This window comes from Sphingomonas zeicaulis, from assembly GCF_050433225.1.
Taxonomy (GTDB): Bacteria; Pseudomonadota; Alphaproteobacteria; order Sphingomonadales; family Sphingomonadaceae; genus Sphingomonas_D; species Sphingomonas_D zeicaulis.
Map to the genome: position 1 here is coordinate 380,318 of NZ_JBNPXQ010000001.1, position 13,549 is coordinate 393,866.

General features: G+C 67.2%; 14 protein-coding genes. 1 reads left to right on the plus strand and 13 read right to left on the minus strand.

What is annotated here, in order from left to right:
• Positions 1-7: 7 nt before the first annotated feature.
• The 4 genes from FHS96_RS01975 to FHS96_RS01990 form a co-directional block, all read right to left on the minus strand.
• Positions 8-1,246 (minus strand): hypothetical protein, encoded by a 1,239-nt coding sequence (locus FHS96_RS01975; protein ID WP_429587612.1) that lies wholly within the window; start codon positions 1,244-1,246, stop codon positions 8-10.
• Positions 1,221-3,476 (minus strand): GumC family protein, encoded by a 2,256-nt coding sequence (locus FHS96_RS01980; RefSeq protein ID WP_429587613.1) that lies wholly within the window; start codon positions 3,474-3,476, stop codon positions 1,221-1,223. Before FHS96_RS01980 ends, FHS96_RS01975 begins: the two co-directional genes overlap by 26 nt.
• A 40-nt stretch (positions 3,477-3,516) precedes the next feature.
• Positions 3,517-4,209 (minus strand): polysaccharide biosynthesis/export family protein, encoded by a 693-nt coding sequence (locus FHS96_RS01985; RefSeq protein ID WP_429587614.1) that lies wholly within the window; start codon positions 4,207-4,209, stop codon positions 3,517-3,519.
• Between the two features lie 145 nt (positions 4,210-4,354).
• Positions 4,355-5,734 (minus strand): O-antigen ligase family protein, encoded by a 1,380-nt coding sequence (locus FHS96_RS01990; RefSeq protein WP_429587615.1) that lies wholly within the window; start codon positions 5,732-5,734, stop codon positions 4,355-4,357.
• A 231-nt stretch (positions 5,735-5,965) separates the two neighbouring features.
• On the opposite strand from FHS96_RS01990, the gene FHS96_RS01995 reads away from it, so the two are divergent.
• Positions 5,966-6,607, plus strand: a complete 642-nt coding sequence (locus FHS96_RS01995) for a CatB-related O-acetyltransferase (RefSeq protein WP_429587616.1) — start codon at positions 5,966-5,968, stop codon at positions 6,605-6,607.
• Between the two features lie 46 nt (positions 6,608-6,653).
• Here FHS96_RS01995 and FHS96_RS02000 read toward each other — a convergent pair whose 3' ends face one another.
• The 9 genes from FHS96_RS02000 to FHS96_RS02040 all read right to left on the minus strand — a co-directional run bounded on the left by FHS96_RS02000 (position 6,654) and on the right by FHS96_RS02040 (position 13,505).
• Positions 6,654-7,157: a DUF3617 domain-containing protein gene (locus tag FHS96_RS02000; protein ID WP_429587617.1), complete on the minus strand. Its 504-nt coding sequence runs from the start codon at positions 7,155-7,157 to the stop codon at positions 6,654-6,656.
• On the minus strand, positions 7,130-7,387 hold the full coding sequence (locus FHS96_RS02005) for a VOC family protein (protein WP_429587619.1): 258 nt from the start codon (positions 7,385-7,387) through the stop codon (positions 7,130-7,132). Before FHS96_RS02005 ends, FHS96_RS02000 begins: the two co-directional genes overlap by 28 nt.
• 158 nt (positions 7,388-7,545) lie before the next feature.
• Positions 7,546-8,085 (minus strand): DUF3617 domain-containing protein, encoded by a 540-nt coding sequence (locus tag FHS96_RS02010; protein ID WP_429587620.1) that lies wholly within the window; start codon positions 8,083-8,085, stop codon positions 7,546-7,548.
• Between the two features lie 99 nt (positions 8,086-8,184).
• A complete protein-coding gene (locus tag FHS96_RS02015) occupies positions 8,185-8,688 on the minus strand; it encodes a DUF3617 domain-containing protein (RefSeq protein WP_429587622.1) in 504 nt (167 codons plus the stop codon).
• Positions 8,689-8,730: 42 nt separating this feature from the next.
• Positions 8,731-9,201, minus strand: coding sequence for a DUF3617 domain-containing protein (locus tag FHS96_RS02020; protein WP_429587623.1), 471 nt, complete (start codon positions 9,199-9,201; stop codon positions 8,731-8,733).
• A gap of 163 nt (positions 9,202-9,364) precedes the next feature.
• Positions 9,365-10,615 carry a CaiB/BaiF CoA transferase family protein gene (locus FHS96_RS02025; RefSeq protein ID WP_429587624.1) on the minus strand — a complete coding sequence of 417 codons (1,251 nt, stop codon included), beginning with the start codon at positions 10,613-10,615 and terminating at the stop codon, positions 9,365-9,367.
• Positions 10,612-11,670 (minus strand): TRAP transporter substrate-binding protein DctP, encoded by a 1,059-nt coding sequence (gene dctP / locus FHS96_RS02030; protein WP_429587626.1) that lies wholly within the window; start codon positions 11,668-11,670, stop codon positions 10,612-10,614. Before dctP ends, FHS96_RS02025 begins: the two co-directional genes overlap by 4 nt.
• Positions 11,671-11,674: 4 nt before the next feature.
• A complete protein-coding gene (locus FHS96_RS02035) occupies positions 11,675-12,979 on the minus strand; it encodes a TRAP transporter large permease (RefSeq protein ID WP_429587627.1) in 1,305 nt (434 codons plus the stop codon).
• Entirely contained in the window at positions 12,969-13,505 is a 537-nt protein-coding gene (locus FHS96_RS02040) for a TRAP transporter small permease (RefSeq protein WP_429587629.1), read from the minus strand. Before FHS96_RS02040 ends, FHS96_RS02035 begins: the two co-directional genes overlap by 11 nt.
• Between the last annotated feature and the right edge of the window lie 44 nt (positions 13,506-13,549).

The window sequence follows — 13,549 nt, forward strand, 5'->3', positions numbered from 1 at the left end:
AACCAGCTCAGCGCGGCCGGATCGCGACGCTGCGAACGGTGACGTTGCTGGCGCTGCCTACGGTCGAAGACCCGGCATCGCCGGTCAGCCGCTGATAGGGGCAATCGGCGGAGACCGAGAAGTCGAACTGCATAGCGGTGGTGCTGCCGACCTGGCTGACCTGCACCGGCCCTGCATCGGTTTCGACGCGGGAAGGCACGCATTCGACCATCCAGCGCATCAGATCGCGCGCGCGCGGCTCGGTTCCGGCCAGGCGCGCGTCGAACCGATAGGCGCCCGGCGGCAGCGCGAGCAATTGTTGCGCCACCGTGCCTCGACGCCGCGGTTCGATGGCGAGGGTCAGGCCGCCGGCCGGATCGAAGCCGGTGCTGATCCCCAGCGGCGCGCTGATGGTCCAGTCGAACGATTGGGCCGGGGAGGTGGTCGTTTCGCCCCGCGCCGCGCTCTGACGGAAATCGGGATCGTGCAGTCGGTTGCCGTCCGCCGCCTTGGTCACGCCGAAGGCGAGGTCATAGATGCGATAGGCCCCGCCGATCGCGCCGGCGCGGATCAGCGTGTCGATATAAGGCGTGATTTCCGCGCGGGTCACCGGATGCGGCGTGCGGCGAAGCGCACCGACCAGCGCCTCGATGCCCTGGCGCTGCTCCTCGGGCATCGTCCGCGCATCAAGGAACAGGCGCGGGCGCCAGCCCGGCGCGTCGGCGAGCCGGGCGAGGATCGCCGGGCGGATCTTGGGATCGAGCGCGCCTGCACGGACGAAGCCCAGCACCTGATCGGAATATTCCTGGCGGCGCAGCAGCGCATCGGCGCGCTGCAATGCGATCTCATATTCGCCAAGGCGCGATGCCTTGTCGATGTACCAGAGTTGGGTCAGCGTATCACGCCAGCCGAGCTGTCCGGCCAGCGCCATATAGCTGGCCGCGCTCTCGTCATCGGCGCTGATCGCCTCGCGAGAGAGACCGGCAACGCGCCAGGCGACGACGTTGAACAGGCTGTGGCTGAGGGCCTGATCGGCGAGGCCCCGCGCTTCGGCGTAGCGGCGGTTCCGGAAAGCGGCGTCACCGGCGGCGGCAAGCGTCTCGTCGGTGGGGTGCTGCGCGGCGGCAGTCGCCGCGTCGTTGCGACTGAGCGACAGTGCCGAAAGCGAATCCGGCACCATCGCCCAAGCAAGCGCCAGGCCGAGCAGCCCGGCACCCGCCCGGGCTGCCCAGCGGCGGGCATCAGCCCGCGTTGGCGCGATTTCCATATTCGTAGCTGTAGCTGTAATTATAGTTGTAATAGCCCAGCGCCGGAGCGTCGAACTTGGTCAGGATCGCGCCGACCACATTGGCGCGGCTGCTGACCAGGCGGCGGATCGCGGTGCGCGCGGCGCCACGGTGCGCGACATCGGCCTCGACCACGAACACCGTGCCCTCGGTGATCGCCGCGATCAGCGGCGCGTCGGCGAAACCCATCACCGGCGGAGCGTCGATCACCACCACATCGTAATGCGCGAGCGCATCGTTGAGGAAGCGGTTGAGCGAAACCTCGCTGAGCAGTTCGGCCGGGGCCGGCGGCAGCGGGCCCGACGAGATGAAGTCGAAGCCTTCCAGCCCGGTCGGCTGGCGCACGTCCATCACCGTCTTCTGCCCGGTCAGCAAGCTGACGAAGCCGGCATTGTTCTTCAGGTCGAGGAACTTGTGCAGCGTCGGCAGGCGAAGGTCGGCGTCGACCAGCAGCGCCCGCTTGCCGGTCCGCGCCAGGTTCTGTGCGGTCGCAGTGGCCGAGGTGGACTTGCCTTCCGACGGGCGGCTGGAGGTGAACACCAGACTGCGCGGCACGCCGTGCGCGGTCGAGAGTTCCAGCGCGGTGCGGATCGACTGATAGGCTTCCGCCATCGCCGAGCGCGGGTTGCTGATTTCCTCGAACGGGTTCTCGCCGGCCTTGAGCAGCGGGACGGCGCCCAGCGCGGGCACGTTGAGCATGCGCTGGACATCGTCGGGCGTGCGGATCGCGTCGTCGAGATTTTCGCGGGCGAACACGAACAGTGCGGCGAGACCGAAGCCGATCGCGAGCGCGATCGCCATGTTGATCAGCGGCCGGGGCTTGATCGGGGCGAACGACGGTTCCGCGCGGTCGATGATCGAGACGTTGTTCGATTCGACGCCGGCGGTCGCGCTCAGTTCCTTGAAGCGCTGGAGAAGGCCGTTGTAGAGTTCGCGGTTGGTGTCGACTTCACGCTGCAGGATGTTCAGGCGGACCTGACGGCCCTGTTCCTCGAGCGCGGTGGAGCGGAGCTGGCCGACGGTGGTGTCGAACTGCTGCTCCTGGCCGACGGCGAGTTGATAGGTCTCGCGGATCGAGTCCCGGATGTCGGTTGCCTGGCGGCTGATCTGGGAATCGAGTTCGGCGATCTGCGCGTTGAGCTGGATCACCTCGGGGTGATCGGCCTTGTGGCGGCGGCGCTGCTGCTGCAGCTCGCTGCGCAATGTCGCACGCTGACCGATCAGCGCCTGGACGGCACCATTGTCGATCACCTCGGGCAGGCTCATCAGCGGCGCCCGCTGCGCGGCACGCCAGCGCTGCTCGGCCTTGATGCGCTCGGCGCGGGCGGCGGTGTAGGCGGTGTTGAGGTCAACCAGCGCGGCCGAGGTGAGGGACTGCGGCTTGGACGCACCTTCACCGCCGTTGGAGTCGCCACCGGTCGCGCCACCGGCGCCACCCACCGTCACCAGATCGGATTCGCGGGCATAGGCGATCATCGCCCGCTCGCTATCCTCGAGCCGCTGCTTCTGTTCGGCGAGCTGGCCGGCCAGATAGTCGCGGGCATAAGCTGAGGTGTCGAACTTGCGCTCGAGATTGCCGGTCACATAGGCGTCGGCAATGCCGTTGGCGATCTGTGCCGAAAGGCGCGGATCCGGCGAGTCGAAGCGAAGCTGCGCGACGCGCGAATTGGTCGGCAGCTCGACGCTGGTGTTGGTGCGCAGCAGGCCGATCACCATCTCACGCCGCTGGCGGATCGCCTCGGGCGTGTTGGACTGCGCGGCATCCACCTTCACGCCCATCGCGACGAGGAAGTTGCTGTTGTCGAACAGCTTCATCCGTTCCGCGGTGCGGATCGCGAGGCCGCGGCTCTGCAGGATGGCGAGCTGCGTGTTGAGGAAGCGGTTGGCGTCGGCGATCGAGGTTGCCGGTTCCACCATCTGCGTGTCGACAATCTTGGCGGTCTGCTGCTCGATCTGCACGCTCGCGGCGGAACGGTAGATCTTGGTGGCGAGCAGGGTGGCGACGAGGCCGGCGATCAGCGCGAGCGCGACGATCACGGCCACCGGGATCCAGTTGCGGCGCAGGATGCCGATCAGGGCGCCGATGTTGAGGCGGAAGCCCTGATCCTGTTCGTCATAGTCGGCGACATAGGCCTGATAGCCATCATCGCGCGGGCGCACGGCGTGGCCGCCATTTCCGTCGCGGCGATCGGGGAAGGTGGAGTCGTTCATCAGATCACCTTGAACGGAGCGGTTGTGAGGCGCGTGCGCATCAGAAGCGGGTGAAGACGCCGATGAGCGGCGCGGCCGAGATAAAATCCCGATAGACCTGGCGGAGGCCCGAATAGCCGACGACGACGACATCGTTGGGTTCGATGCGCGGATCGACGGCATCGCCGCGGCGGATCGCAGCAAGGTCGAACACGGCGCCCATGCGCTGCCCGTCGATGGTGCGGAACACGATCACCTCGTTGAGGCGGGCGACCTGCGTCGGCCCCTTGGCGAGCGCGAGCGCTTCGATCAGCGTGGTCTGCGGGCGGATTGGGAACACGCCGGGGCTGGTGACCGAGCCCTCGACGACGACCTGACCCGGCGTGGCGGTGGTCACGTAGACCGAGACCTTGGGGGAAACGAGGTAGTTGCGGCCGAGCGCCTTGCCGATCTCGTCGGCGAGTTCAAAGCTCGTCTTGCCGGCGGCCTGCACGCGGCCGATCAGCGGCACGGCGAGGCTGCCGCCGGTATCCACCGGAACATCCTTGATCGAAAGATCGGGTTCCTGAAACACGATGACCGATAACGTGTCGCCGGGGGCGATGCGATAGTCGGTCGCGACGGTCGGCGCGTCGGACGCCTTGATCGTGGTGTAGGCCACCGGTCCACGCGGCAGCGAGGAGCGTTTCGTGCCAGCGCATCCACCCAACGTCAGCAGCGCGATTGCCACGGACACTGTAACGAACCTGCTCATCTCTTCCCCTTTACCGTACCCGCAGCGTCAATCGGCTCTTCTGGCCATACGCCCGCATCGGCCACCCCGCGTGGAAGCAGATGCGGTATAAGTGTGAACCGTGGCCGATGCAATTCTCGCACAACCACGCGCACTTGCCCAATTCTTACGCCATTTCATCCTCCTCGGCGATCGAACCAGGGCGCAGCGCGCGCACCAGCAGGCCACAGAGCAGGGCGAATAATGCTGCAACTGCGAAGGTGCGCAACGGATAATCGACGAGGCTGTGCAACATTACGAGGAATATGGCCGTCAGTGAGATCCAGCCGCGGCTGCCCTCGGGCCCCGGCTGGCGGTGCCGCGCCATGCGCCACGCCGCGGTGAGCAGGAAAAGCACGAACAGCGCCATCGCAACCACCGCCAGCACGCCGCCTTCCAGCGCCAGCTCCAGATAGTCGTTATGCGCATGGTTGATGAAATGGCTGCCCAGAGAATCGAGGCTCTCGATCGACCGGAAATAAGGATCGAAAGTGCCGTAGCCCGAGCCGAACGGCCACACCGAGCCGATCGCATAGGTGACGTCGGGCCAGAAGTGGAACCGGTTGTCGTCCTCAAGCTGGAAGCGCCCCATCAGCCGCTGGAACGCGCCGGTCTGCACCAGGATCGCGACCAGCAGAACGGTGACGCCGGCGATGCTGCCGCCGATCAGGGCCGAGCGGCGCCGGTGGCGGACGGCCATCGGCACGAACACGGCGGCGAGCGCGAGCAGCAGCAAGACCGATCCGGTGCGAGACGCCGTTGCCAATGCTGCAGCCGCGAACAGGGCCATCAACCCGAACAATCCCCAGCGCAGCGCCAGCGCACGGCCCTTGCGCCGCCGATCGCGCGCCAGCAGCCAGGCGCAAAGTAGTGCAAGCACCATCAGCAGCGCCTGATGGTTGCGATTGGCGAACACGCCGGTGGTGAGCCCCTGCTGCGAGGTGGCGTAGAAGTAGAGCGCGTCGCTATCGCCGAACACGGCCTGCAGCATTGCGAGCAGTGCACCGGCCACCGCCGCGCCGACGACGACCCACAGCAGCAACCTGATCTCGCGGCCATCGGCCTGCAGCACCGCGATGAACATCGTCACCGGCACGATCAAGGTCAGCCAGGTCGATAGCGTAGAGTCGGGCATCAGGCTGATCGGCCGCGGCTCGTTCATTGTGCCGGTGAAGTCGGCAGCCTGCAGCATGAAATCGCGCCCCGGCAATGCCTGCCATACTTTGGGCGGTAGCGGGATCAGTTGCACCAGCGGCAGCGCCAGCACGAGCAATACGAACCCGATTGCCAGCCAGTCGAACAGCGCGGCCCGGTCACGCCGGTATTCCGCGAGCATGTAGACGAGCACGACCAGCGCTGTGCACTGCACAACGATCTCGGTGGCCGGAAAGCGTGCACCGCCGCCGCCCAGGATCAGCGCAATGCCTAACAGCGCGGAACTGAGGAAGGTGCGCACCGGCTGTCGCGGCAGCGGCTGACCGATCGGGCGGAAGGGGGAAGTCGCCATTCTGCTCCGGGCTTGCTGCGGTTGGACCTGCGTTTGGCCATGAACGTTTCGCTCGCGCACATAGCCGGGTGAGGCCGGCGCTGTCGAGCCTTGGCGTGCATCCTCCGCATCCTTTGCGACGGTACGGGTGCGGGCTATGCACCTCGCAATGCAGCGGAAACGGCTGGCCATGCTGCATCTGCGTGATTAAGGATCACCGTCCGGTGATGCTGCCGAAGGTCGGCGGTGCTGATGGGCGGGGGTGGTCTGGCGATGGGCGTGGTCGGCAAGGCGATCGACAAAGCAAAGCTGTTCCGCTGGCTGCGCGACCAGGACGAGAATCTGGACCTGCGCCGTTTCTTCCGCGAACGCCACGGCATCGATGTCGGCCTGCACAGCTATGGCTGCTTCGATCGCTGGCGGATGCCGGGGCCGCTCGTCATCGGCCGCTATTGCTCCTTCGCGAAGACGGTGCGGGTGGTCGATGCCAACCATCCGCTGGATGCGATCACCACCCATCCGATGCTTTACGAGAAGCGCTTCGGGGTCATCGATCAGGACATGATCCATGCCGAGCCGCTGGTGATCGAGGATGATGTGTGGGTGGGTCACAATGTCGTGATCCTGCCCGGCTGCAAGTCGATCGGTCGCGGGGCGGTGATTGGCGCGGGCGCGATCGTCACTGCAAACGTGCCGGCCTATGCGATCGTCGCGGGCGTGCCCGCCAAGCAGATCCGTTGGCGCTTCGATCCGGAACTGCAGGCGGCGCTGGAGGCGAGCCGCTGGTGGGAACTGGAACCGCCGGCGATCCGCGCGCTGCTGCAATCAAACCCGGACGTCATCCGCAATCCAACTGCGGCGCGCGTTGCGGCGGTGCTGCCGGCGAAGGGCTGAGGAGGGGCTTTTTACCCCTATCCTTCAGGGGAGGGGCCACGAATCCCTACTGCCTCGTGCCCGCCAGCGGTTCGTCACCGGGCGCGCATTCGCCGACGTGACGCGCGGTCACGCGCATCGTCACGATCACCGGCGCGGGTTCGGCGGGGCTTTCAGTGACGATGTCGACCGCATAGCTGCCGGCATCATAGGTGCCGGTGCCGGAGAGAATGAGCGGGCCCGCCTCATCGGCGTTGCAGCGGCCGCTAAAGCGCACCGCGCCGCCGGCGATCTGGCTGTCGACAATCGCGCAATCGGCGTTGGGCGGCGGCAGGATGAGCCGTGCCGCATTAGCCGCATCCGGCGGCACGCAGCGACGGCGGACGTCGGGCTCGGATGCCGCTTCGGGAACCGGCTTGCCGCCTTGCGTGGCGGAGACGAACTCGGTCCGCCGCTCCCACGCGCCCGGCCGCATCGCCTCATCGCCGGCACCGGCCAGCAGCAGCGCCGCCGCGGCCAGCGCGGCGGCGGCGCGGGGCGGGCTCAGGCGGGGCCGACGCGGAATGCGCACAGCTTGTTCCCATCGAGATCGCGGAAATAGGCGGCATAGAAGGCCTGTTCGCCCTCTTCGCCGCGAACGCCGGGGCCGCCCTCGCAACTGCCGCCCAGTTCGAGCGCGCGGGTGTAAAGCGCGTCGACCGTCGGCCGCTCGCTGGCGACGAGCGCGATCATCGTGCCGTTGCCGATGGTCGCATCCTTCTCGTCATAGGGGCGGGTCACGCCGAACATCGGCTGGTCCATCGATACGCCCTAGGCGCACATCTCGCCCATTTCCAGTACCCGGCCCGCGCCGATCGTCTCGAACAGGTCGTCGTAGAAGCCCTTGGCGCGCTCGAGATCGTTGGTGCCGACGAGCGTATATCCGATCATGACCGTCACTCCCTAGATGTGCGGATGGATCACGCCTTGCATTCGCCGATCCGCTCGGACTTGCTTTTGAGGCGCATCGTGATCGTCTTGCCCTGCTGCGTCATCACCATCTCGGCGGCAACGTCATAGCGTTCGGGCTGATAATTGCCCGAAAGGCTGATCTGCATCTCGTTGGGCTGGCCCGCCGGCTTGCAGCGCATCACCGCATCGATCTTGCCGCCGCTCATCTGGAAACGGTCATAGCGGCATTCGCCATTGTCGCGCGCCAGCATCTCCTGAGGCTTGTCCGCCTCTTCCTGGGTCACGCAATCCTCGGTGGTCGAGCTCTTCGCCGCGGACTGGCCGATCTGATCGGCCATCTCCTTGGACAGGCCCGGCACGTCGATCGAGACGAGTTCGGCCGTGGTCCGCCATTGGCCCGGCTTCAGCTTCACCGCCGCGCCGCGATCCTTCGTCGCCTCAGCGACGTCGGCAACGGAGGCGTTTTCGAGCTTCACCTCGTCGCTCTTGCCGCAGGCGGCGAGCGCGAGCAGCGTGATGAGGGCGGCGGCGGATGACGCGGTACGCATGATACTCTCCATCGACATGGAAATGAGGAATGCGACCCGTCCGTGCGGCGTTTTGCGGTGACCCTAGCAGGCCGCACGGTCAAGTCGAGTGTGGATCGTTCAGCCCGCCGGGCAATCGCCGATACGCTTGCCGGTGAATTTGGAGGTGATGCTGACGTCGCCGTCGCTGGCCAGCCGGGTCTCGACGATCTGCTGTGCGTCGAGAGTCGTCGCGGTGTAGGTGCCGCGCACCGTTGCGCCGATCGCGCCGCTCATCCCATCCTTCTGACAGGTGATCTGCGCCTGCAGCGTGCCATCGGAGAAATAATCGTTGGTATAGGTGCAACTCGTCATCGCGGGCACGAAGAAGGTGGGCTGGGGCTTGGCGACGTCGGCCACGGCGAGGCAGACCTTGCTCGTCTCGGTAGTGCCCGCCTCAATCGGGAACACCGCCTTGCCCTTGTCCAGATTGCGCCCGCTTTCGACCACCGTCTTGATCTCCCACTGGCCTGCCTGCAGCGAAACCGGCCCGGTCGGGGCCGCTTCTTCCTTCGCACCGCCCGTGCAGCCGGCCAGCAATGCAGCCGTCATGGCCGCCGCGATCATCGGTGCCGTCTTCATCATCCTCGTCCCCCTTTGGCTATCTTCTATATCGTCTCTGTCGTCTCAGTCGGCTTCCTCGTCGCCGCGGCAGGCGCCCGCGCGGCGGCCATCGATCGTCGCTTCTACGGTCAGTTGGTGATCGCCCGCCGGGCCGCTTGCGGTCATCGTCATGCGATAGGTGTCGCGTGTCCAAGTGCCCTGCGCGGCCAGATCGCGCGGGCCCTCATCGCTGGTCGCCGGACATTGCGCGCTGATCGTGAAGCCGGCGGCACTGCCCGTCATCCGCGGGGTTCCACACGCGACTTCGCGGCTGAGAATGAAGCCCAGCGCATCCTTCGCGCGATCCGGCGTCACGCAGCGCGCGCGCGTCTGCGCCATCTTCGCGACCATGTCCGGGCCGAGCGGAGTACCATCGAGCAGGACGCGCGACGGGACGAAATGCTCTTCCCAGCGGCCCGCCTCGATCGCGACATCGGCCTGCGCGATCAGCGGCAGCGCCAGCATGGGCAGCGCGAGCCGCCCCAAGATGTTCATCGTGAAACCCGTCCCGCTCGATTCGTGGACGCAGACTAGCACCGCCGCACGATGGTCGCGAACGGGTTTCACACAGGCTTTTTCCAAGCTTATCCACAGCTTCATCCACGGCGGGCGCTGCTCACGACGCTTTCGATGGCGGGAGGCGTCCCGCACGCCGTGGTCAGATCGCGCCTCGATCGCGCAGTGCCGCGATGCGATCCGGCGGATAGCCGAGCAGGCCGCCGAGCACGCGATCATTATGTTCGCCCACCGCGATCGGCAGCACATCGTTGAAGCCGGTGTCGGCGGCGGAGAAAGTGATCGGAATCCCCGCGGTGCGCAGATCGATGTCGGACGGATAATGCGGATGCGCCACCGCCATCGTTTCGTGCCGGGCGACGACGCCCGGATCGAGCAGCGCGTCCTCGGGATGGCGCACCGGCGCCACCGGCACGCCCTCGGCGGTCAGCCGCGCTACGGCCTCCGCCACTGGCAGGCCGCGCGACCACGCATTGATCTCGGCTTCCAGCGCGGCTGCGTTGGCGACGCGGCTGTCGCGATTGGCGAAGCGCGGATCGGTGCCCATGTCAGGTCGCGCCATCGCGCGGAACAGCCCCTGCGCCAATTTTTCATGCACTGCGACCAGCGCAATATAGCCGTCTGCGCATTCGAACACGCCGAACGGCGAGAGGCGCTGGACGGTGAGGCCGGTGCGCGCCTGCATCCCCGCCGCCGCCATCGCAGACCAGTTCTCGATGGCGACGAACGAGGTCAGCGCGCCCAGCATCGATACGTCGACATGCTGGCCGCTGCCGGTGCGGTGGCGCTGCTCGAGCGCCGAAAGGATGCCGATCACCGCGAACACCGGCGCCAGCATGTCAGCGACCGGGATGCCGATGCGCACCGGCGGCTCGTCCGGCCCGCCGCTGGCATACATCGCGCCGGACAATGCCTGGATGATGATGTCCATCGCCTTGCCGCCCTCGGGCGCGGTTGCGCCGAAGCCGCTGAGGGAGCAATAGATGATGCGCGGGTTGACCGCCTGTGCGGCTTGATATCCGACGCCGAGGCGATCGGCGGTGCCGGCGGTAAAATTCTCGACGACGATGTCGGCCTCGCGCACCAGATCGAGAAACACCGCGCGGGCTTCCGGCTGTTTCAGGTCCAGCGACACGCCCAGCTTGCCGCGCGCGCGGGTAAGGTGGGACATCGAGACATCGTCGTCATGGCTGCGCTCGACGCTGATGCCGTCCCGCCCGACATAGGGGCTGTTCTCGCGCGCAAGGTCCCCGCCGCGCGGATCCTCCACCTTGATCACCTCGGCGCCCAGCCCGGCCAGCAGCAAGGTGGCATAGGGGCCGGCGAGCGCGCGGGTGAGATCGATGACGCGCAGCCCTTCCAGAGGGCGGTCTCTTGTCGCTTGAGTCGTCACGGATTGTCCTTGGCTGGGGGAGAGGGCGGCTGCGCGGCGCAGTGGATCGGGCCGCCGGCGATCAGCCGCTGGGCTTCGTGGAAGATCGGTTCGGCATCGATGCCAAGACTTGCGAGCCGGCGGGCCTGCACCAGCGCGTCGTGATTGTAGAGCGCGTCGAAACGTCGCTGCTCCGCCGGCGGGATCGTGGTGAAGGCGATGCCGCCGCTTCTCGCCAGCGCGATCCCGTCCGCCTCCGCCTTCAGTTGCTGGCGGTCGAGCGCATCCTCCCAGGGCTTGCGGCTGGCGGTCAGCACGCGCTGGAGGTCCGGCGGCAGCCGGCGCCACGCGCGGTCGGAGATCGCACGCGCCGGATAGGCGCCGCGGCTGAAGCGGATCGTGCTGAAATGGCGGGCAACCTCCGAGAAATGCAGCGCCTTGATCGTGTCGGCAGGGGCGACGACACCGTCGATCACGCCCTTGGCCAGCGCCGAATAGACTTCGCCCATCGGCATGTTGACCGGATCGGCGCCAAGCTGGCGCAATATGTCGACCGCGTCGCCCTGCACGCGCAGGCGCAAGCCCCTGAAGTCGGCGAGGCTGCGGATAGGGCGCTCGCGGGTGACCACACCGGGGAAGTTGCCGCCTTGGGCCGCCAGCAGGTGTAGGCCGTGCAACTCGGCGCCAACGGCCGGGAAGCGCGCCGCCAGGCAATCATAGATGGCGACCTGATCGGAGATGCTGCGGACGCCGCCGTAGAATGCGGTCTGGCCGCGCAGCAGGTGCGTACCGCCCTTGGCATAGATCGGGCTGATCAGCCCCACATCGGCGACGCCGCGGCGAATCTCCTCCATGCTCATTTCGGAGGAGAGCAGCGCCCCGGACCAATAGGGTCGAAACGCCATGCGCCCGCCGCTGCGGGCGGTCACCCAGTCCATCCACTCTTGGTCGGCGCGGCTGAACGGATGGCTCGGCGGATAGGGGCTGGCATAGCTCAGCACATGTTCGGCGCTGGGCGGGGGCGCCGCGCCGCAGGCGGCAAGCGCCAGAGCGACGAGGACGGCGGCAAGGCGCATCGGATCAGCCCCCCGCCACGCCGGGCAGCCACAAGGTGACGATCGGCAGCGCGATCAGCATGGCCAGATGGAGGAAATCGGCGATCAGGAAAGGGATGATGCCGCGGAAGATCGCGCCCAGCGGAATATCCTTCGACAGCGCCTGGATGACATAGACGTTGAGGCCCAGCGGCGGGTGGACGAAGCCGATCTCCATCGTGCGGACGAGGAAGATGCCGAACCAGATCGGGCTGTAGCCCAGTTCCAGTGCAATCGGCAGGAAGATCGGCGTGGTCAGCAGCATCAGCGCCAGACCGTCGAGGAAGGATCCGAGCACGAGCAGCAGCAGCGCCATCACGATGATAGCGACCACCGGGCTGGCATGCATGTCCCGCACCGCGCCCGACATCAGGTCGGCGATGCCGGTCACGCTGATGAAGGTGGCGAAGAGGATCGCGCCGATGATGATCAGGTAGATCATGCCGGTGGTCGAAAGCGTGCGCGCGAACGCCTCGCCGATCGCCGCGCGGTTGAACGCCCTACGCAGCGCCATCAGCCCGAACGCTGCGATCACGCCGATCGACGCCGCCTCGGTGGGGGTGAACCAGCCGATCATCAGCCCGCCGATCACGAACACCACCAGCAGCAGCACGTCGACGATGCGGCCGAGCCCGGCCATCCGCTCGCGCCACGGCGTGCGGGGGGAGCGGGGGCCCAGCGCGGGGCGGAAGGCGCAGAGGATCGCGATCGCCGCCATGTAGAACAGGGCCTGGCTGAGCCCGGGAATGATCGCGGCGGTGAACAGCTTGCCGATCGAGACCTCGGCGATGATGCCGAACACGATCAGCGCGCCCGATGGCGGGATCAGCGCACCCAAGGTGCCGCCCGCCGCCAGCGCGCCCGCGGCGAAACCGGGGTTGTAGCCGGCGCGGCGCATCTCGGGCAGCGCCGCCGAACCGACGGTCGCGACGGTCGCGAGGCTGGAGCCGCTGATCGCGCCGAAGCCGGCGCATCCGGCGATCGAGGCGAGCGCGAGGCCGCCGCGGCGATGGCCGACGAAGCGCGCCGCCACATCGAAGAAATCGCGGCTCGCCCCTGCCTGGAAGCAGAGATGCGCCATCAGCAGGAACAGCGGCAACACGCCCAGTTCATATTTCTGCGCGACCTCGAACAGGATCACGCCGCCCTTCACCAATGCCGCCTCCGGAGACAGCATCACCATCAGCCCGGCGATGCCGGTGAGCGCGAGGCTGATGCCGATCGGCACGCCCAAGGTGAGCAGGATCAGCAGCGCGAAGATGCCGGCGAAGCCGATCAGTTCAGGCGTCATCGCCGCGCCTCCCCGCCATCGCCTGCCGCACGAACAGGATCAGGATGAAGGCGAGGGCCGCGATCATCAGCGCGCGGAACCAGCGCAGCGGGATGTGCAGCAGTTCCGAGCGCTCGTGCCCGCCCCACAGATCGCTCAGCAGGATCGCAGAGCCCGCGATGAGCAGCGCGATGGTGAGTGCGCCGAGCAATGCGGCGACCCGCTGCAGCCGGTGCGCGCGCTGCTTCGAAAGCCGCTCGGTGAGAATATGCACCGCGGCATGGCCGCGGCCGAGCGTGACGCTGACCATCGATGCCGCGGTAATCAGCACGATCGCCGCCTGGACGATCTCGATCGCACCGAGCAGCGCAAAGCCGGTGTGGCGACCGAGCACCGCGGTCGCGTCGGTCGCCATCGCGATCAGCAGCCCCGCGGATCCGAGATAGAAGCTGAGCCGCGCGGCGAAACCACGGGTCGGCGCCGGGGGCGGTTCTTCGCCATGATCGGACCCATGGCCAGGCGCTGCATCGGTAACGGGATCGCTCAAGCATCCACCCCCACGCGATTGACAGCCTCTGGTGCGGGCCGTCT